Origin of the sequence: Actinoplanes sp. CA-051413, assembly GCF_050955795.1 — a bacterium.
In the GTDB taxonomy this organism is placed as follows: Bacteria; Actinomycetota; Actinomycetes; order Mycobacteriales; family Micromonosporaceae; genus Actinoplanes.
On record NZ_CP192100.1, the window covers coordinates 9,491,475 to 9,509,620 of the forward strand.

The 18,146-nt window shown below is 71.3% G+C and carries 17 protein-coding genes and 1 pseudogene; 8 read left to right on the plus strand and 10 right to left on the minus strand.

Annotation, left to right across the window (positions count from 1 at the left end; genetic code table 11):
• Nucleotides 1–24: 24 nt before the first annotated feature.
• A complete protein-coding gene (locus ACQP2Y_RS44765; protein ID WP_360546013.1) occupies nucleotides 25–1,137 on the plus strand; it encodes an ROK family protein in 1,113 nt (370 codons plus the stop codon).
• A gap of 75 nt (nucleotides 1,138–1,212) precedes the next feature.
• Here ACQP2Y_RS44765 and ACQP2Y_RS44770 read toward each other — a convergent pair whose 3' ends face one another.
• From ACQP2Y_RS44770 to ACQP2Y_RS44790, 5 genes are read right to left on the minus strand one after another with little or no spacing between them, the layout of a single operon-like run.
• Complete coding sequence (locus ACQP2Y_RS44770) at nucleotides 1,213–1,998, minus strand: SMP-30/gluconolactonase/LRE family protein (protein WP_433722770.1); 786 nt, start codon at nucleotides 1,996–1,998, stop codon at nucleotides 1,213–1,215.
• A gap of 10 nt (nucleotides 1,999–2,008) precedes the next feature.
• A complete protein-coding gene (locus tag ACQP2Y_RS44775) occupies nucleotides 2,009–3,133 on the minus strand; it encodes a PQQ-binding-like beta-propeller repeat protein (protein ID WP_433722772.1) in 1,125 nt (374 codons plus the stop codon).
• Nucleotides 3,134–3,148: 15 nt separating this feature from the next.
• On the minus strand, nucleotides 3,149–3,607 hold the full coding sequence (locus tag ACQP2Y_RS44780; protein ID WP_433722774.1) for an SRPBCC family protein: 459 nt from the start codon (nucleotides 3,605–3,607) through the stop codon (nucleotides 3,149–3,151).
• Nucleotides 3,608–3,645: 38 nt separating this feature from the next.
• A complete protein-coding gene (gene fahA / locus ACQP2Y_RS44785) occupies nucleotides 3,646–4,770 on the minus strand; it encodes a fumarylacetoacetase (protein ID WP_433722776.1) in 1,125 nt (374 codons plus the stop codon).
• A complete protein-coding gene (locus tag ACQP2Y_RS44790; protein WP_433722778.1) occupies nucleotides 4,767–5,612 on the minus strand; it encodes a hypothetical protein in 846 nt (281 codons plus the stop codon). Before ACQP2Y_RS44790 ends, fahA begins: the two co-directional genes overlap by 4 nt.
• A 77-nt stretch (nucleotides 5,613–5,689) precedes the next feature.
• Here ACQP2Y_RS44790 and ACQP2Y_RS44795 point away from each other — a divergent pair, with 77 nt between their 5' ends.
• A complete protein-coding gene (locus ACQP2Y_RS44795; RefSeq protein WP_433722780.1) occupies nucleotides 5,690–6,844 on the plus strand; it encodes a homogentisate 1,2-dioxygenase in 1,155 nt (384 codons plus the stop codon).
• A 55-nt stretch (nucleotides 6,845–6,899) separates the two neighbouring features.
• Here the strand turns inward: ACQP2Y_RS44795 and ACQP2Y_RS44800 are convergent, their stop codons facing one another.
• On the minus strand, nucleotides 6,900–8,144 hold the full coding sequence (locus ACQP2Y_RS44800; RefSeq protein WP_433722782.1) for a chitosanase: 1,245 nt from the start codon (nucleotides 8,142–8,144) through the stop codon (nucleotides 6,900–6,902).
• A gap of 285 nt (nucleotides 8,145–8,429) precedes the next feature.
• Between ACQP2Y_RS44800 and ACQP2Y_RS44805 the strand changes: the two genes are divergently transcribed.
• The 6 genes from ACQP2Y_RS44805 to ACQP2Y_RS44830 are packed head-to-tail and all read left to right on the plus strand — an operon-like array spanning nucleotide 8,430 to nucleotide 15,042.
• Nucleotides 8,430–9,617: an ROK family protein gene (locus tag ACQP2Y_RS44805; RefSeq protein ID WP_433722784.1), complete on the plus strand. Its 1,188-nt coding sequence runs from the start codon at nucleotides 8,430–8,432 to the stop codon at nucleotides 9,615–9,617.
• Nucleotides 9,618–9,654: 37 nt separating this feature from the next.
• Nucleotides 9,655–10,980: an ABC transporter substrate-binding protein gene (locus tag ACQP2Y_RS44810; protein ID WP_433722786.1), complete on the plus strand. Its 1,326-nt coding sequence runs from the start codon at nucleotides 9,655–9,657 to the stop codon at nucleotides 10,978–10,980.
• A gap of 3 nt (nucleotides 10,981–10,983) precedes the next feature.
• Nucleotides 10,984–11,901, plus strand: a complete 918-nt coding sequence (locus tag ACQP2Y_RS44815) for a carbohydrate ABC transporter permease (protein ID WP_360821231.1) — start codon at nucleotides 10,984–10,986, stop codon at nucleotides 11,899–11,901.
• On the plus strand, nucleotides 11,898–12,779 hold the full coding sequence (locus tag ACQP2Y_RS44820; RefSeq protein ID WP_433722788.1) for a carbohydrate ABC transporter permease: 882 nt from the start codon (nucleotides 11,898–11,900) through the stop codon (nucleotides 12,777–12,779). Before ACQP2Y_RS44815 ends, ACQP2Y_RS44820 begins: the two co-directional genes overlap by 4 nt.
• A complete protein-coding gene (locus ACQP2Y_RS44825) occupies nucleotides 12,776–14,032 on the plus strand; it encodes a 6-phospho-beta-glucosidase (protein WP_433722790.1) in 1,257 nt (418 codons plus the stop codon). The genes ACQP2Y_RS44820 and ACQP2Y_RS44825 overlap by 4 nt, the downstream gene beginning before the upstream one ends.
• Nucleotides 14,029–15,042: an N-acetylglucosamine kinase gene (locus ACQP2Y_RS44830; RefSeq protein WP_433722792.1), complete on the plus strand. Its 1,014-nt coding sequence runs from the start codon at nucleotides 14,029–14,031 to the stop codon at nucleotides 15,040–15,042. The genes ACQP2Y_RS44825 and ACQP2Y_RS44830 overlap by 4 nt, the downstream gene beginning before the upstream one ends.
• Before the next feature lie 287 nt (nucleotides 15,043–15,329).
• Here the strand turns inward: ACQP2Y_RS44830 and ACQP2Y_RS44835 are convergent, their stop codons facing one another.
• From ACQP2Y_RS44835 to ACQP2Y_RS44850, 4 genes and pseudogenes are all read right to left on the minus strand, one after another.
• Nucleotides 15,330–16,421 (minus strand): hypothetical protein, encoded by a 1,092-nt coding sequence (locus ACQP2Y_RS44835; RefSeq protein ID WP_433722794.1) that lies wholly within the window; start codon nucleotides 16,419–16,421, stop codon nucleotides 15,330–15,332.
• Nucleotides 16,422–16,470: 49 nt separating this feature from the next.
• The gene (gene ispF, locus ACQP2Y_RS44840) at nucleotides 16,471–16,950 is read right to left on the minus strand and encodes a 2-C-methyl-D-erythritol 2,4-cyclodiphosphate synthase (protein ID WP_433732360.1); all 480 of its coding nucleotides are present in this window, start codon (nucleotides 16,948–16,950) and stop codon (nucleotides 16,471–16,473) included.
• A gap of 13 nt (nucleotides 16,951–16,963) precedes the next feature.
• Nucleotides 16,964–17,680 carry an IspD/TarI family cytidylyltransferase gene (locus ACQP2Y_RS44845; RefSeq protein WP_433732362.1) on the minus strand — a complete coding sequence of 239 codons (717 nt, stop codon included), beginning with the start codon at nucleotides 17,678–17,680 and terminating at the stop codon, nucleotides 16,964–16,966.
• Nucleotides 17,657–18,103, minus strand: a pseudogene (locus ACQP2Y_RS44850) (IspD/TarI family cytidylyltransferase); the annotation flags it as partial. The pseudogene ACQP2Y_RS44850 and the gene ACQP2Y_RS44845, both read right to left, overlap by 24 nt.
• Between the last annotated feature and the right edge of the window lie 43 nt (nucleotides 18,104–18,146).

An 18,146-nucleotide genomic window follows, 5' to 3' on the forward strand; every position in this document is an offset into this window, starting at 1 on the left:
GAGCAAATGAAGGGGGAACGCGCTGTGCCGACGCGCGCAACCGAGCTGCTGCGGGTGGTACACGCCCGTCCTGGCGTCACCCGGGCGGACGCCGCCCGGCTCATCGGCGTCGGCACCGGCGCGACCACCGAGCTGGTCGGCCGCCTCGGGCAGGCCGAACTGCTCGCCGAGGGCCCGACCGCCCCGAGCGGGGCCCGCGGCCGCCCTACGACCGCCCTGATCCCGCACCCCCGCGGCCCGCTGATCGCGGCCGCCTCGATCACCCACGAGTCCTGGCGGGTCGACGTGGTCGAGCTCGGCGGCAGCATCCTGGCCACCGCGGGCGAGGAGCTCGCGGGCCGGGCCGGTGACGAGGTGGTCGCGGCGCTGGGCGCGGCGGTCCGCCGGCTGCGGCACGAGTACGGCGACCGGATCCGCGGCATCGGGATCGCCGTGCCGGGCACCGTCTCCCGCGACCTCATGCTGGACGCCAGCAACCTCGGCTGGCACGACGTCGACCTGGCGGTGGCCTGGCCCCGGGCCGAGATCTTCGTGGCCGGCAACGACGCGACGCTGGCCGCCTCGGCCGAGTCCCGGCGCGGAATGGCCGTCGGTGCGGCGGTCGCCCTGCACCTGCGCATCGAGGCGGGCCTGGGCGGCGCGGTGGTGGACGGCGGCAAGGTGCTGATCGGCGCGCTGGGTGCGGCCGGCGAGTTCGGGCACATGCCGTTCGGCGACCCCGCGGTTCGTTGCCCGTGCGGCGCGTACGGCTGCTGGGGCACCGCCGTGGACGGCTCCGCCCTGGCCCGCCTGCTGGGCCACGAGCCGCCGCGCGACCTGATCACGTACGCCCGGCGGATCATCACCTCGCCGGAGCCCGAGCCGGCCGCTGCCGCTGCGACCGTGGCAACGGCCCTGGGCCGAGGCATCGCGGGCCTGGTCAACGGCCTGGACGCGGACCTGGTCACGCTGGGCGGCCTCGGCGTCGACCTGCTCGCCGCGGCGCCGGAGCAGCTGCTGACCGCGTACGAGGCAGGGCTGATGAGTTTCCGGCGTGCGGCACCGCCACCGGTGGTGCCCGCGCTGCTGGGCGACGACGGCCCGATCGCGGGCGCGGCCGAGGAGGCGTGGACGGCCCTGCTGACCCGGCTGGTCTAGAAACGCGCTGAAAGAGAGCCGGCCGGTGGAACGTGGACACCGGCCGGGTCCGGCCGCGTAACAGCGGGCCGGGGTCTAGAGGGTCACGGCGACGAGCTGGCCGGCCGGCCCGTCCGTGCTCGGGTAGACCGCGGTGACCGCGTACAAGGTGTCGTCACCGACTGCGCACGCGAAGCCGCCGCGGTCCAGCTCGACGGTCCGCAGGATCTCGCCGCCCTCGCGCACCCGCACGCAGCACTTGTTCGGCACGTCGGCGTACCAGACGGCACCCTCCGCATCGATGCAGATGCCGTCCGGGACGCCGGTGCCGAGCGCCGCCCAGGTCCGCCGGTCGCTGAGGCTGCCGTCCGCCGCGATGGTGAAGGCGGTGAGCCGGCCCGCGTACGACTCGGCGACGATCAGAGTGCGATCGTCGGCGGTCACCGCCATGCCGTTCGGGAACTGCACGCCGTCAGCCACCGGCCGGGCCGTGCCGTCCGGGTCGACCACGGCGATCAGGCCCGGGGCCGGCTCCCCGCCCGGGAAGTCGAAGCCGATGTTGTTCACGTAGGCATGCCCGCGGGAGTCGACGGCGATGTCGTTCCACGGATGCGTCCCGCCCAGCGCCGTCAGGTCCGCGTGGGTGACCAGGCTGCCGTCCGGCTCGCGGCGCAGCAGCAGCCCGCGTCCGGTGATCACCAGCAGCCGCCCGTCGGGCAGCCAGTCGATGCAGAACGGGAAGTCGTCGATCCGGGCGACCACCTCGGGCTGGTCGGCGTTCAGCACGACGATCTCCCCGGCGCCCCAGTCGCAGAACCAGAGCCGCCCGTCATGCCACCGGGTCGACTCGCCCATGACCAGGCCGTCCAGCACCACTCGCATGCGGTCCACCCTAGAGCGCAGCGATGACCACCGGGTCCGTCGTGTAGAAGGTCGAATCCGGCTGTAGCCGCTGCACCGCCACATAGCCGTCCGTCAGCTGCCACCCGTCCGGATTCCACGCCTCGACGCGCTCGTCAGGCACGTAGAGCGGGAACGTCGCCCGCTGCGCACCGGTAGCCGCATCCAGCACGATCAGCCGCCGCTCCGGCGTGAGCAGCACAGCCCGCCCGGCCCGGACGCCGAGCACCTGCGCCGCGCCAGCCCACCGCCACACCTCGCTGCCCGCGCGGGAGGCCACCACAGCGCCGCCCGACGCGCTCAGCACCAGGTCGCCGCCGGCCGTGGCGTCCGGGGCGTCTAGGGCGGGAGCCCGTTCCGGTCGCCGGCCGCCGGTCAGCCAGCCCTGGCCGGTCCCGTCGCGCAGGCCGGCGCAGTCCGAGCGGGCCACGTCGCACCCGATCGCGGTGAACGGCCCGGCCGGCCAGCCCCGGACCGGGTTGCCCGACAGCACGTCCCACGCGCCTGAGCTGCACACGTACCGGCCGCCCGCGGTCACGAAGCCGGCGCCGCAGCCGGGCGGCAGAGTCACCGCCCAGCGTTGCGTGCCGTCCGCGCCGGCGCGGGCGATCAGCTGCCGGCCGTCGGTGATCAGCACGCTGGTCCCGGCCGTGTGCAGGCCCGGCGGGGCCCAGACCGCCGCGGAGCCGGTGCGTCCGGTGAAAGGTTCGGCGCCGGGCCCGGCGGCCCACCAGACCTGCTTCCCGGTACGCCCGTCCAGCGCCACGAGCGCACCGTCCGACCACCGGGTGACCACCGTGGCCGCCACCGCGACGATCCCGGTGAGCTGCTCCGGCCAGCGCCGGAACGACCACCGCGGGGTGTACATGGTCTTCGCCTCGACCGGCCCGTCCGCCTTGACCAGGCGCTTGCCCGCGTAGACCCGGACGCTGCCGGCGACGATCAGCGGCGCCATCGTGGTCTTGCCGGTGACGCCGGGCGGCCGGGTGACGGCGACGGGCAGGGCACCGGTGGCCGGCTCGAGGACCTCGGCGGGGGCCAGCACGCGCCAGCCGATCAGGACCGCGGCCGCCAGCACGACGACGGCGGCCGGCACGCGCAGCAGCTTCCCGGTCACCACAGGGACGATAGGTCAGGCGGCAGCGGCCAGGTCCTCCAGGTCACGCCGGAGCGCGCCCTCGACCGTACGGGCTGCCAGCCCGCCGAAGACCAGCGCCAGAAACCGGCCCGCCGGCGCGGTGGGGGTGCCGTCCTGGACCACGGTGACCATCGTGCCGCCGCGGTGCCGGCCCTCGAGCACCGGCACGAACGTGTAGGTCATCCGGTATTCGGCGCCGATGCCGGGCGAGCTGACCACGAAGCGTTGCGGGCTCACGCACTCGTCGACGCGGAACTCCTCGGTGATCTCCGCGCCGTCGGCCATCGTGCGGGTCTCGCGCCATTCGGTGCCCGCGCCGAAGGGTCCCTGGGTGGACAACTCGACGGCGATGACCGTGGACAGCCGTTCGCAGCGGCTCGGCAGGTCGGTGAAGACGCGCCACACGGCAGCCACCGGCGCCTCGACCAACCGTGTCACCGCAACCGTGGACATCCCCGACCTCCCGCCTACAAGGTACGGCGAGTCGTCCCTCAGCGACAGACAGTTCCGGTTACGGACCCCAGCCCGATCGGCGCGCCGTCCACGCCGGGTGCGGTCGCGCTGATCGTGACCGTGTCGCCGTCGAGCAGGAAGCCCCTGGTCGAGCCGTCGTCGAGCTGCACCGGCTCGGTGCCGTTCCAGGTCAGCTCCAGGAACGAGCCGGCTTGGGCGCGCTCGGGACCGGAGACCGTGCCGGAGGCGAAGAGGTCGCCGGTGCGGACGCTGGCGCCGTTGACGGTCAGGTGGGCGAGCTGCTGGGCGGGCGTCCAGTACATCTGGGCGAACGGCGGTGAGCTGACCGTGGTCCCGTTCCAGTCGACCGTCAGGCTCAGGTCCAGGCCGTCGCCCGGGGGCCTGAGGTATTCCGCCGGGACCGGGTCCTGCGCGACTGCCGGCACGAGCGCACCGGACAGCGCTTCGAGCGGCACGACCCACGGGGACACCGACGTGGCGAACGACTTGGCCAGGAACGGCCCGAGCGGCTGGTACTCGAACGCCTGGATGTCGCGGGCCGACCAGTCGTTGACCAGGACCACCCCGAAGACGTGCTCGGCGAAGTCGGCCGTGCTGATCCGCCGGCCCTGCACGCCCACCACGAAGCCGACCTCGGCCTCGACATCGAGCCGCCGGGAGGGCCCGAACTCGCCGGGTCCGAGCTGACCGGCGGGCCGCTCGACCGGGGTACCGGAGACCACGACCGTGCCCGCGCGCCCGTGGTAGCCGATCGGCAGGTGCTTCCAGTTCGGCTGGAGGCCGGGCCGTTCGGGCCGCAGGATCCGGCTGACCTGGGTGGCGTGGTGCTCGGAGGAGTAGAAGTCGGTGTAGTCGGCCACCTCGAACGGCAGGTGCAGCTCGACGTCGGCCAGCGGGATGGCGGGCAGCGTGGGGGCCAGCTGGACGACCCGGGCCCGGATGGCACTCCACAGCGGACGCCCCAGTGCCATCAGCACGTTGAGCGCCGGCTGCCGCAGCGCGCCCCCGGCCAGGATCAGGTCCTGCTCCTCGGCCCGGGACAGGTCCAGCACCGCGTCGCCCAGCCGGACGCCGATCCGCCGCACCCCGTCCCCGGTGCTGAACACGCCGTACGGGAGGTTGCGCAGGTCGAAGAGGGTCACTCGTAGCCGCCGTTGATCAGGCCGAGACGGATGAGCTCCGTCAGCGGCTCCAGCACGTTGAAGGCCCCGAAGCCGACCCACAGCGGCCGTGGCTCGGTCCGGCGCGAGCGGGCCGGCTCGACCAGCGGCACCGGATGCGTCGCGGCCAGTGCCTCGGCGACCTCGGCCACCTCACCGCCGTCGCTGGCCGCCGCCGACGCGACCAGCACGTTGAGGAAGCCGTGGTGGGTGAACCCGGTCTCGGGGTCGGTGTGCCGCAGCGCGTGGCGCAGCCCGGCGGCGAGCTTGAACGGCAGGTTGCGGTCGCGGCAGGCGCAGATGACCGCGGCCAGCTCCACCGGGGTGGGGAACAGCTCGGAGGCGAGCCCGCCGACCCGGAACTTGGGGGCGATCCGCAGGCCGTCGGCGCGCTGGGCGGCCACCGTGTCGAGGCCCGCGAGCAGGCCCCAGCTGAGCGGGATCTCCGCGTACACGTCCAGGTCGGGGGTCTCGACGGCGAGCGCGCCGAGCGCACTCAGGCCGGGCTGCGGGTCCTCGCCGCGGCGAGCGACGGCCGCCTCGACCCGCGCCACGTCGCTGCCGGCGGCCCGCAGCTTGGCGACCACCGCCGGCAGGGCGCCGATCGCGGCGTCGTTGACGACGCCGACGGCGAGGCCGCGGGGAGAGAGATCAAGATGGACGAGCGACGACGGTACGAGCAATGCCCCGATCAGTCCCGAATACCACGAGTCACGGTGTTTGGTATGGGCCGCAAGCGCCTCCGGGGTCCCGATGATGCCCGGCGGCAGCAGGGACGCGTCATCGACGAGTCCTGCGAACAGCGGCGGCACCAGCGTTGACACGAAACTGAACCTAATGGACGCTTCGAGAGGCGGACAACACCGTCCGTAATGTCAGTTTTCTAGGGGTGGTGGCAACGATGCCGTACTACCGCAGCGTCGGGGAGATCCCCCGTAAGCGGCACACCCAGTTCCGCCGGCCGGACGGCGGACTCTACGCGGAGGAGTTGATGGGCCAGGAGGGCTTCTCCTCCGACTCCTCCCTGCTCTATCACCGGTACGCACCGACCGCGATCAGCTCGGCGGAGGTGCACGAGCCACCGGCCAAGAGCCAGTCGCCGAACCTGCCGCTCAAGCCGCGCCACCTGCGTACCCACAAGCTCGACGCCGGCCCGGGCGACGCCGTCCTGGGCCGCCGCCCGCTGCTGGCCAACGGCGACGTCCGGATCGGCTACGTGGTCGCCGACCGTCCGTCACCGCTCTACCGGGACGCCGTCGGCGATGAATGCCTGTACGTCGAGGAGGGCGCCGCCACGATCGAGACGACCTTCGGCGCTCTGCGGGTCGGGGCCGGCGACTACGTGATCATCCCGACCTCGGTGGTGCACCGGATCGTGCCGGACGGCCAGGTGCGGATGCTGACCATCGAGGCGACCGGGCACATCGGGCCGCCGAAGCGCTACCTGTCGGTGCGCGGGCAGTTCCTGGAGCACTCGCCGTACTGCGAGCGCGACGTCCGCGGCCCGGACGAGCCGCTGCAGGCCGAGGGCACCGACGTCGAGGTGTACGTCAAGCACCGCGCGGGCTGGACCCGGCACGTGTACGCCCACCACCCGTTCGACGTGGTCGGCTGGGACGGCTGCCTGTACCCGTGGGCGTTCTCGATCCACGACTTCGAGCCGATCACCGGTCGCGTGCACCAGCCTCCGCCGGTGCACCAGACGTTCGAGGGGCCGAACTTCGTGGTGTGCTCGTTCGTGCCGCGCAAGGTCGACTACCACCCGCTGGCGATCCCGGTGCCGTACAACCACCACAACGTCGACTCGGACGAGATGATGTTCTACACCGGCGGCAACTACGAGGCCCGCCGCGGTTCGGGCATCGAGCAGGGCTCGATCTCGCTGCACCCGTCGGGCTTCACGCACGGCCCCCAGCCGGGCGCGGTGGAACGCGCGATCGGCGCCGAGGCCTTCGACGAGCTCGCCGTCATGGTCGACACCTTCCGCCCCCTGGACCTGTGCGACGCGGCTCTGTCCGTCGAGGACACTGCGTACGCCTGGACCTGGAACAGGTGAGGAAAGGCGGGGGAGCTTGTGGCTCCCCCGCCTTCCTTTCCCCGGAGTGGTTCGACTATCCGATGTGGAAGCTGTCGCCATAGACGGCGAAGTCCAGCGGGGTGTTCAGGTCGAAGTTGCCGTTGCGCAGGAAGACGCGCTGGGCGGTGTCGATGCGCGTGACGTCGGAGTGGGCTTCTTCCTTCTTCATCTCCACGACACGCTCGTCGAGGAAGGCGTTCAGCCACGTGGTCTCGTTGCCGCCCTGCGACGGCGGCTTGGCCAGCTTCAGCGCCCGGCTGCGGATGGACCGCATGCCCTCATAGCCGTGCACCACCGAGGCGTCGTAGTAGGCGAACTGGCCCAGGGCCCGGACCCCATCGGACTTTCCGTCACGCACGGACGGGTTGAAGTACACCCGGTCCCGCTCTGATTCCTGCGCGGCCTGGAACACCGAGTCGGCTGCCGCGGTCTTCCAGTCCCGGGTGAAGTTCGGGTCCAGCCCGGAGTGCGACGAGGTCCCGTTGACGTTGCGCAGCGCCGGCAGGTACTTGGCCAGCACGTTGCCCGGCTTGGTGGCCGTGTACGCCTCGACGAGCTCCAGCATGTCGCCGGTGCCGGAGCAGAAGCCGATGATCCCGGCGGTGTAGCCCCGGCCGTCCTTGATGTCCTCGATGTAGGAGAACTGGGCACGCCAGTTGAGCGAGGAGTTCTCGGCGGCCGAGACGATCTGCATCGCCACGTCCTTCTTCGCCGGGTTGTCCAGGCCGACGCCGCTGTTCGGCGGGGTCGTGGTGGGTGGTGTCGTCGGCGTGGTGGTGCCGCCGGGCAGGGTCCACTTCTGGTTGGCGCCGGTGCCGCAGGTCCAGATCTGCAGCCGGTTGCCGTTCGCGGAGTTGTTGTCGGGCACGTCGAGACACTTGCCCGAGCCGGTGTTGATGAGCGTGCCGCCGGTACCCGCGGTCCACTTCTGGGCGGCCGAACCGTTGCAGTCGTAGATCTGGATCTTGGTGCCGCTGGCCGTGCCGGCGGCGGTCACGTCGAGGCACTTGCCCAGCGCCCGGATCGAGTTGTCGGTGTTGCCGACGCTCCAGGTCTGAGCGCCGGTGCTGTTGCAGTCGTAGAGCTGCACGGCGGTTCCGTTCGCACTGTTGGCGGCGGCGACGTCGACACATTTGCCGCCGAGGCCCTTGATGGCTCCCGCGGTCGCCGCGCTGGCCGGCATGAGGCTGTAGGCGATGCCGGCTGCGGGGATCAGCACACCGCCGAGGGCGTACGCGATCAGCTTCTTGCGGCGGTGCGGTCGTGAGGGGATGGTCATGGCGCTCCTCGTGGGGGTGGAGGCGGGTGGGCGCGCAGGGTTGAGCCATCGATGACGGGCGTTGGGGGTGCCCGTCGCCGAGGCGATGAGTGGTCACGCTAGGTCAGTTAAGTTGATTAATCAATCCCCGTCGATTAATCACTTTTGCCCGCTCCGGGGGTGATTCACCGGGCCGACTTGCCGCCTGGGGGAAACGCAGCGCGACGAAGTATTGACAGCTCAACAGCGGCAGCCCTACGGTCCAGCTAATTGTTAGCTGGTTTGCCAATCAATCGAGGGGGCTCCGTGCCGCGACTGGCGGGATCGTCCAAGCTGCTGCGCGCCATGAACGAGAGCGCGGCGCTCGCCCACCTGCTCGAGCCGGGCCGGCTCACCCGGGCCGATCTGCGCCGGCTCACCGCGCTCTCCACCCCGACCATCTCCGAGGTGCTGCGCCGGCTCACCGACGCCGGCCTGGTGACCGTCGTCGGCTACAACAGCGGCCGCCCGGGACCGAACGCGGAGATCTACGCCGCCAACCCGGACGCAGCGTACGCCGCCGCCGTGTCGGTCCGCGACATCGGCGCCAGCGGGGCACCGTCGGTCGAGGCCGCACTCTGCGATCTGACCGGCGCCGTCCGGGCCCGGATCGCCACCCCGGTCGACTTCCTGCAGACCGATCCCCGCACCGCGCTGGTGGACGTCGTCGCCGAACTGAGCAGTGCAGCCGGCGTCCCGGCCGATCGGGTCCACCACGTGCAGCTCGGCGTGCCCGGCTCGTACGACGTCGGCGCGGCGACGATCCGGCACGTGGACGTGCCCGGCCTGGGCCGGGCCGGCCTGGTCCCGGAGATCGCCGCGGCGCTGGGCACCCACGTCGGCGTCGACAACGACGTCAACCTGGCCGCGGTGGCCGAGCGGCGCCGGGGCGTGGCCCGCGAGGTCGACGGCTTCGCGCTGCTCTGGCTCGGCCAGGAAGGCCTCGGTCTGGCCATCGACATCGCCGGCACCCTGATCCGCGGTGCGCGCGGTGGTGCGGGTGAGATCGGCTACATGCCGCTCTACTCCCCGGATTCCACCCATCGCAAGGTCGACCTCCAGGACCTGTTCGGCGGCGCGGCGATCCTCGCCCTCGGCCAGGACCACGGCGTCTCCGGCGGCACCCCGTACGAGATCGTCGCCGCCGCGGCCGCCGCCCCGGACGCCTCCGGCGAGTTCTTCACCCACCTGGCCGACCGGATCGCGGTCGGCCTGGCCGCCGTGATCGCCGTGCTGGACCCCTCGCTCGTCGTGCTGGCCGGCCCGGTCGCCCAGGCCGGCGGCCAGACGCTGCTCACCGCGGTCAAGGGCGCCCTGCGCCGGGCCGCGCCGCTGGAGAGCACCATCGCCGTCACCACGATCGACGACGACGCGGTCCTGCTCGGCGCCCTCGACGCCGGGCTCACCGCCGTCCGCGAGGCGCTGATCGCCTCGATCCGCGACAACCAAGCCTGATCCCCCTGCTGCACCACCTCTGAGAGGACCCCTCGAAGTGAACAAGCGGATACCTCATGCCCAAAAATCGATCGTCGCCGCCGCTGCGGCCCTGCTGCTGACCGCTGCCTGCACCCCCGCTGCCAAGGAACAGAAGATCGCCGACCCGGGTACGGAGGTGTCCGGCACGGTCGAGCTGTGGCACTTCTTCACCGAGCGCGAGGCCGCCGCCATCGACACGGTGATCAAGGACTTCACCGCCGGCCACCCGAACATCAAGGTGACGGTGAAGCCGGGTCAGGACGACTCGAAGATGACCCAGGCCATCGGGGCCGGCAACGGACCGGACATCGGGCTCTCGTACTCCACCGACATCGTGGGCAAGTTCTGCTCGTCCGGGGCCTGGGTGGACCTGGCGCCGTACATCAAGCGGGACAATGTGGACCTCAACCGGCTGAACGAGACCACGCGCTCGTACACCGAGTTCGGCGGCAAGCGCTGCGCGATGCCGTTCCTGGCCGACGCGTACGGCATCTACTACAACAAGGACCTGTTCGCCAAGGCGGGCATCGCCGGCCCGCCCAAGACCCTCGACGAGCTCACCGAGGACGCCAAGAAGCTCACGGTCAAGAACAAGGACGGCTCGCTCAAGACGGTCGGCTTCCTGCCGCTCTTCGACTTCTACGAGAACGCCGCCGCGCACCTGGCCCCGGCCGTCGGCGCGAAGTGGCTCAACCCGGACGGCAAGTCGGCGGTCGGTGCCGACCCGGCCTGGAAGACCCTGATGACCTGGCAGAAGAGCCTGGTCGACTGGTACGGCTACGAGAACCTGCAGAAGTTCCGGGCCGGCCTGGGTGACGAGTTCAGCGCGGACAACGCGTTCCAGAAGGGTCAGGTGGCGATCAACGTCGACGCCGAGTACCGGCTGGCCTTCCTCAAGGACCAGGCGCCGAACCTGAAGTACGGCGTCGCGCCGATCCCGGTCAGCGACCCGGCCCGGTACGGCGGCGGCTACGTCACCGGCAACATCATGGGCATCTCGAAGAACGCCAAGAACCCCGAGGCGGCCTGGGAGCTCATCAAGTACCTGACCACCGACGACAAGGCCATCGTCAAGCTGGCCAACTCGCTGAAGAACGTACCGACCACCACCGGCGCCATCAGCGACCCCGCGCTGCAGGTCGAGCCCGAGTTCAAGGCCTTCATGGACATCTTCGCCAACCCGAACTCGCTGACCTCGCCGCCGGCCGCGTCCGGGCCCGCGTACCAGGAGACCTTCGGCACCTTCGCCACGAACTGGCAGTCCGGCAAGGTCAAGGACCTGGACGCCGGGCTGGCCGACGCGGACAAGCAGATCAACAGCGTGATGACCCTGGGCGGCTGAGGGATGCGCCTGCGCCGGAACCTGACCGCGTGGTCGTTCCTCGCCCCCGCGCTGATCGGCATCGTGGTGTTCTTCATCTACCCGCTGCTCAGCGCCGTGTACTTCTCGTTCACCAAGTTCGACCTGCTCACCGTGCCCGAGTGGGTCGGGCTGGCGAACTACCGGCGGATGGGTGAGGACCCGTACCTGCTCCAGTCGATCCGCAACACGCTGTGGATGGTCGTGGTGTTCGTACCCGTCCGGATCATCAGCGCGATCGGGCTGTCCATGCTGCTGAGCCAGCTCAAGCGGGGCGCGGGCTTCTTCCGGACGATCTTCTACCTGCCGGCACTGGCGCCGCCGGTGGCCGCCACCATCGCGTTCGTCTACCTGCTCAAGCCGGGCACGGGTCCGGTCAACAACTTCCTGGCCCGGATCGGCATCGAGGGACCGCTCTGGTTCAACTCGCCCGAGTGGTCCAAGCCGTCGCTGGTGCTGCTCGGCCTCTGGGGCATCGGCGACATCATGATCATCTTCCTGGCGGCGGTGCTGGGCGTCCCGGCCAGCCTCTACGAGGCAGCCGCGCTCGACGGCGCGAACGCCTGGCACCGCTTCCGCTACGTCACCCTGCCGACCATCCAGCCGGTGATCCTGTTCGCCACGGTCACCGGCGTGATCTACACGCTCCAGTACTTCGATCAGGCCGCGGTGGCCGGGTCCATCGCCAGCGGGCAGGCCGTGACCGGCGGCGGCATCTCGTCGTCGTTCGGCTTCCCCGAGGGCTCCACGTTCACCTATCCGCTCTGGCTCTACACGGTCGGCTTCCGCTACAACGCGCTCGGCTACGCCAACGCGATGGCTGTCGCGCTCTTCGTGGTCGCGCTCTCCGTGACGGTCATCCTGCTGCGCCGCTCCAAGGCCTTCTCCGGGGAGGAACAATGACGGCTCTGCTGGAACGGCCGGCCGCGGCCGCGCCGCCCACCATCCGACAGGTACGGCGTCAGCACCGGCTGGCGTGGATAGCCCGGCACAGCATCGCGATCGTGCTGGCCATCATGTTCCTGACCCCGGTGGTCTACCTGTTCCTGATCTCGGTGATGACCAGCAACCAGGCCCTGACCAGCGACTACTGGCCCAACACGTGGCACTTCGAGAACTACGTACGGGTCTTCGAGATCACCCCGCTGCCGCGCTACCTGCTCAACACGGTCATCTACGCGGTGTCCGCCACGGTGCTGATGCTGCTGTCCAGCGTGCCCGCGGCGTACGCCCTGGCCAAGCTCAGGTTCCGCGGCCGCAACGTCATGTTCCTGACCGTGCTCTGCGTGATGATGCTGCCCCCGCAGGTCGTGACCGTCCCGCTCTACCTGATGTGGGCCCGGTACGGCCTGACCGGCTCGCTCGCGCCGCTGATCATCCCGATGTTGTTCGGCGACGCGTTCTGCATCTTCCTGCTGCGCCAGTTCCTGCTCACCATCCCGACCGACTACCTGGACGCGGCCCGGGTCGACGGCTGCGGCGAGTGGCGCACCCTGCTGCGGGTCGTGGTGCCGATGGCCCGGCCGGGGATCGCGGCGGCCGCGCTGTTCCAGTTCTTCTTCGCCTGGAACGACTACTACGGCCCGCTGCTCTACACCAGCGAGAACGAGCACGCCTGGACGCTGTCGCTGGGCCTGGCCTCGTTCCACGGTGTCCATCACGTCGACTGGAACCTGGTCACCGCGGCCACGGTGCTGGCCATGGTCCCGATCGTCGTCGTGTTCTTCTTCGCCCAGAAGGCATTCGTCCAGGGCGTCACACTCACGGGAGTCAAAGGGTGAAGATCGCTGTCGTCGGCGGCGGGTCGACGTACACGCCGGAACTGGTGGACGGGTTCGCCCGGCTCGGCACCATGGTGTCGGAGCTGGTGCTGATCGACCCCGCACAGGAACGGCTCGACATCGTCGGCGCCTTCTCGGCGCGGATCTTCCAGCACTACGGCCACCCGGGCAAGGTCACCTGGACCACCGACCTGGACGCCGGTGTCACCGACGCCGACGTCGCGGTCATCCAGTTGCGGGTCGGTGGTCAGGCGGCCCGGATCAGCGACGAGACGTTCCCGCTGGACTGCGGCTGCGTGGGCCAGGAGACCACCGGCGCGGGCGGGCTCGGCAAGGCGCTGCGTACGGTGCCGGTCGTGCTCGACGTGGCCGCCCGGATCCGGGCCCGGGCCAAGCCGGACGCGTGGATCGTCGACTTCACCAACCCGGTCGGCATCGTCACCCGGGCGCTGCTCGACGACGGCCACAAAGCGGTCGGCCTGTGCAACGTGGCGATCGGCTTCCAGCGCCGCTTCGCCCGGATGCTCGACGTGGAACCGGCCGTGGTCGTCCTGGACCACGTCGGCCTGAACCACCTGACCTGGGAACGCGCCGCGTACGTGGACGGCGTCGACCGGCTCCCGGAACTGCTGGCGGCCCACCTGGGCGAACTGGCCGACGAGGTGGACCTGCCACCGGAGGTGCTGACCACGCTGGGCAACGTGCCGAGCTACTACCTCAGCTACTTCTACGCACACGACCGGCACGTCCGGGAGGCCCGCGGAGCCCAGACCCGGGGCCAGCGCGTCGCGGAGATCGAGGCGACGCTGATGGAGATGTACCGCGACCCGGCCCTGGTCGAGAAGCCGGCCCTGCTCGGCGAACGCGGCGGCGCCTACTACTCCGAAGCCGCGGTCGGCCTGATCGCCGCGCTGCACGGCCACGACCCGGACGGCGTCCACTCGGTCAACATCCGCAACAACGGCACGCTGCCGTTCCTGCCGGACCAGGCGGTGATCGAGGTGTCGGCCCGGGTGGGCCGCACCGGCCCGGTGCCCCTTTCGGTCACCCCCCTGGCCCCGGACCTGGCCGGTCTGGTCGCGCACGTCTCCGGGTACGAGGAACTGGCGCTGGACGCAGCGGTACGCGGCGGCCGCAACCGGGTCTACCGCGCCCTGCTCGCCCACCCCCTGATCGGCCAGCACGAGGACGCCGAAGCGCTGACCGGCAAGCTGCTCGCCGCGGGTGCGCAGCACCTGGCCTGGGCTCGATGAACCCGCTGTACCTGGCCGTGGACGGCGGCAACTCCAAAACGGACGTCGTCCTCGGCACGGCGGAGGGCGAGATCCTCGGCTTCGTCCGCGGACCGACCAGTTCCCCGCACATCCTCGGACTGACCGGCACAATCGAGGTGCTGCGGGACCTGATCGCCGCCGCCCGCACCGACGCCGGCCTGACCCCGGGAAGGCCGATCGACCTGGCCGCGGTCTACCTGGCCGGCGCCGACCTGCCGATCGAGGTCCAACGCCTGCACACGGCCATCGAAGCGCAGTCCTGGACCGCGCGGACCATCGTGGACAACGACTGCTTCGCCCTCATGCGCGCGGGCACCTCGATGCCGGACGCGATCGCGGTCGTGTGCGGTGCGGGCACAAACTGCGTGGGCCGGGCCGCCGACGGACGCACGGCAAGATTCCTGGCCCTGGGCCCGATCTCCGGCGACTGGGGCGGCGGCCACGACCTGGCCGACCACACGCTCCGCATGGCCGCCCGCGGCGAAGACGGCCGCGGCGACAAGACGTCGCTGTCGCAGGCGGTCGCGAACCACTTCGGCTACTCGACTGTGGAGGAGGTGAGCATCGCCCTGCACCTCGGCGAGCTGGACCCGGCCCGGGTCCGCGAACTGACGCCGCTGCTGTTCAAGATCGCCACGCAGGGGGATCAGGTGGCCGGGCAGCTGGTCGACCGCCAGGTGACGGAGATCCTGGCCCAGCACCGGGTGGCGGCGACCCGGCTCGGCCTGCTGGAGAAACCGCACGCGCTGGTGCTGGGCGGCGGGGTCCTCCGGGCGCAGCACCCGGTGCTGCACGACCAGGTGGTCCGGGGGGCGGTGACGCAAGCTCCACGGGTACGGGTCGGCGTCCTGGACACGCCACCGGCTGTGGGGGCGGCGCTGCTGGCCCTGGACGCCCTCGGCACCGCCGGCCGGGCCGAAACAGCAGTACGCACAACCCTCGCCGCCACCGAACCCGGCGCCGCTCCCCTTTTCGGAGCCGCAGCCTGAGCCCGGCGCTCACCAGCGTCGGACTGCCCTTACCGGCATCAGGCACCCTCGCCCGCTTCAGGCTGGCCTCACCGGCATCAGGCGCCCTCACCCGCATCAGGGTGGCCTCACCGGCGTCGGGCCTTCCTTAACGGCATCAGGCTGGCCTCACCCGCGTCAGGCTGGCCTCACCTGCATCAGGCTGGCCTCACCCGTGTCAGGCTGGCCTCACCTGCATCAGGCTGGCCTCACCCGTGTCAGGCTGGCCTCACCTGCATCAGGCAGCCCTCACCCGCATCAGGCTGCCCTTAACGGCGTTGGGTCAGAACGACGAGCTCGGCGGCGGCAGCGACAAGCATCGCGATGACCAACGGGATGACGCCGCCGAGCACCGCGAACGCCACCAGGCCCAGCGGCGCCAACGCCGTCGCATAGACCGCGGCGACCAGCCGGCCCGAACCGCGGATCTCGCCGAGAGCAACACCGATGGGAACCGGCAGAGCACGCGTGAGCCAGACCGCGACGGCCACCACGACCACCACCCCGATGACCCCGCCCCACATCCGGGCCACGCCGGTGCTGGCAGTGGTCATCACGGCGGCGAGCACGGCGGCGATCAGCACCCCGTTGCTGCCGTACAGAACGGCCTGCCGGAACGTGTCCGCGACCAGGGCCGAGCGGTCCAGCACCGGCCCGGCCGGCCGGGTGACCGGAGGCGGCGGCAGGGCCGGCACCTCCTCGGCGACCGGCTCCGGAACGGGCAGGGCGGCGTCGGCCAGGCTCTCGAGGGCCAGCGCCCAGCGGCGGCGTTCCAGCCGGACCACGCCGACGTCCTGCTGCGCGTCGCCGATCGTGGCGTCGAGGTCGAGGGCTTCCCCGTACGCCCGCTGCGCCAGGTCGAACAACCGCAGCCGCGCCGCCACCACAGCCAGCACCAGATGCGCCTCGGCATCGGTGGGCGTGAGCCGTACCCCGTTCCACGCGGCATTGAGCGCGTCCTGGCCGTTACGCGCCTCACTCAGCAGGGCCGCCCCGGTGCGCTGCGCGTACGGGTCAGCAGGCCAGACCGCCAGGATGGAAGCCGCCACCTCGGCGGCCTCGCCGAACCGCCGCTCGTCCGACAACGCCATCGCCCGCGCGACCAGCGGCCCCACCGTCCCGGGTGCGGCCGCGACGGCCCGGTCCGCGGCAGCCAGCGCATCCACCGGCTGCGCCGCGGCCAGGTGCACCCGCGCCAACGTGGTCAGCAGCGCGGCGTCATCAGGCGCGGCGGCCAGACCACTGGCGATCTCCCCGACCGCCTCGTCGTAGCGGCCGAGGTCAGCCATCAGGAGGGCCCGCTGCCGGTACTCCTCAGGGGTGGTTTCCGGCTCGGACTGGGACGTGGGCTCGCTCGACACCCATCGAGCGTAGGTCTTCCACCGCGAGATCACCCCGCCCGGGGCAGCCTCACGCCGAATAGATCAGCGCGGTGGCGACAGCAGCAAGCCCTTCACCACGCCCAGTGAGCCCGAGCCCATCCGTGGTGGTGCCGGAGACAGTGACCGGCGCACCGACCGCCGCAGAAAGCACCTGCTGCGCTTCTTCGCGGCGCTTGCCGATCTTCGGCTTGTTCCCGATGACCTGAATCGACACGTTGCCGACCGCGTAGCCATGCTCGGCAAGCCGCCGAACGGTCTCGGCAAGCAACGTCACCCCGGCGGCTCCGGCCCACTCAGGCTCGGCGGTCCCGAAGTTGCTGCCGAGATCACCGAGCCCGGCGGCGCTGAGCAGCGCATCGCAGGCGGCATGGGCGGCGACATCGGCGTCGGAGTGCCCGGCCAGCCCGGACTCACCGGGCCACATGAGGCCGGCCACCCAACAGACCCGCGCCGGATCGAAGGCGTGCACATCGGTGCCGATCCCGACACGCTGACTGGGCGGGCTCACAGAAGTCACCGCGTCAGGCTACGTGCAGCAGCGCCTCGGCGATCACCAGGTCCAGCGGACGGGTGATCTTCATGGCGAGCTCCGACCCGGGCACGCAGGTGACCGGAACGCCCGCCTTCTCGACCATCCCGGCATCGTCGGTATGGGCGCCGAGCCCGGCAGCATGCGCAGCAGCAAGCACATCCCGCCGAAACCCCTGCGGCGTCTGCACACTCCGCAGAACAGACCGATCAACCGTCCCGAGCACAACCTCAACCGGGGTGAGGGTGGGGCTGAGGCCGGCGGAGGCGGCTACGGCGCGGCCGGGGTCGGCAGTCACGGCACGGACCGAGTCGGCAGGGTCCGCAAGATCAGAGGGATCGGCCGGATCAGCAGGGTCGGCCGGATCAGCAGGGTCGGCCAGGTCTGTCGGATCGGCCGGGTCGGCAGGTTCGGCCGGGTCCGCCGGATCGGCAGGGTCCGCCGGATCGGCAGGGTCCGCCGGATCGGCAGGGTCCGCCGGATCGGCAGGGTGCGCCGGATCGGCAGGATCGACGGGGCTCAAGCCGGCAGAGCCAGCAGAAACGACGTTGGCAGGACCGGCAGAACTGAGGCTGGCATAGCTGGCGGAGCCAGAGCTGGCAGACCCGCTGTCGGTAATGCCGAGGCCAGCAGAACCGGCCGAACCAACGCCGGCGCGGTACGCAAGATCGACCGGGTCGACGAAGCCGACCTCTTTGATGGTGTCCACTACCGGCAGAACCGGAATCACCGCCGGCCGCCCGCTCCGAACCGCAGCCGCAACCGACTCGATCAGCTCCGGCGGCGTAAGAGCGCGCGCCGCGTCGTGCACCAGCACGATCCCGACATCCTCCGGTACGACCGCAAGCGCCGCCGCCACCGAATCCTGCCGCTCAGCCCCACCCGCGACCACAGTCACAGGGGCAACCGGAGCAAGCAGCGCGCGCACTGCGTCAACCTCAGGGGCCGGGGCGGCCACGACGATCAGGCGCACCGACGGGGCTGCCGCGATGCGCCGGACCGTGTGCACGAGAAGGGGCTCCCCCGCGAGCAGGCGCAGGGCCTTCGGCCCGCCCGGGCCCAGGCGCAGACCTGCGCCGGCGGCCGGAACGAGGACCGCGACGTCACCGCGAGCATTGAGCTGCGCGGTCACGTCGCGGTCCTGTTCGGCTGCTGTCACCGTGGGGGGTGGTGCT

Excerpts from the sequence above, each read along its gene's own strand:
- ACQP2Y_RS44830 (WP_433722792.1), top strand. The coding sequence starts at position 14,029 with ATGAACCCGCTGTACCTGGCCGTGGACGGCGGCAACTCCAAAACGGAC.
- ACQP2Y_RS44795 (WP_433722780.1), top strand. The coding sequence starts at position 5,690 with ATGCCGTACTACCGCAGCGTCGGGGAGATCCCCCGTAAGCGGCACACC.
- ACQP2Y_RS44800 (WP_433722782.1), bottom strand. The coding sequence starts at position 8,144 with ATGACCATCCCCTCACGACCGCACCGCCGCAAGAAGCTGATCGCGTAC.
- ACQP2Y_RS44820 (WP_433722788.1), top strand. The coding sequence starts at position 11,898 with ATGACGGCTCTGCTGGAACGGCCGGCCGCGGCCGCGCCGCCCACCATC.
- ACQP2Y_RS44780 (WP_433722774.1), bottom strand. The coding sequence starts at position 3,607 with ATGTCCACGGTTGCGGTGACACGGTTGGTCGAGGCGCCGGTGGCTGCC.
- ACQP2Y_RS44770 (WP_433722770.1), bottom strand. The coding sequence starts at position 1,998 with ATGCGAGTGGTGCTGGACGGCCTGGTCATGGGCGAGTCGACCCGGTGG.
- ACQP2Y_RS44815 (WP_360821231.1), top strand. The coding sequence starts at position 10,984 with ATGCGCCTGCGCCGGAACCTGACCGCGTGGTCGTTCCTCGCCCCCGCG.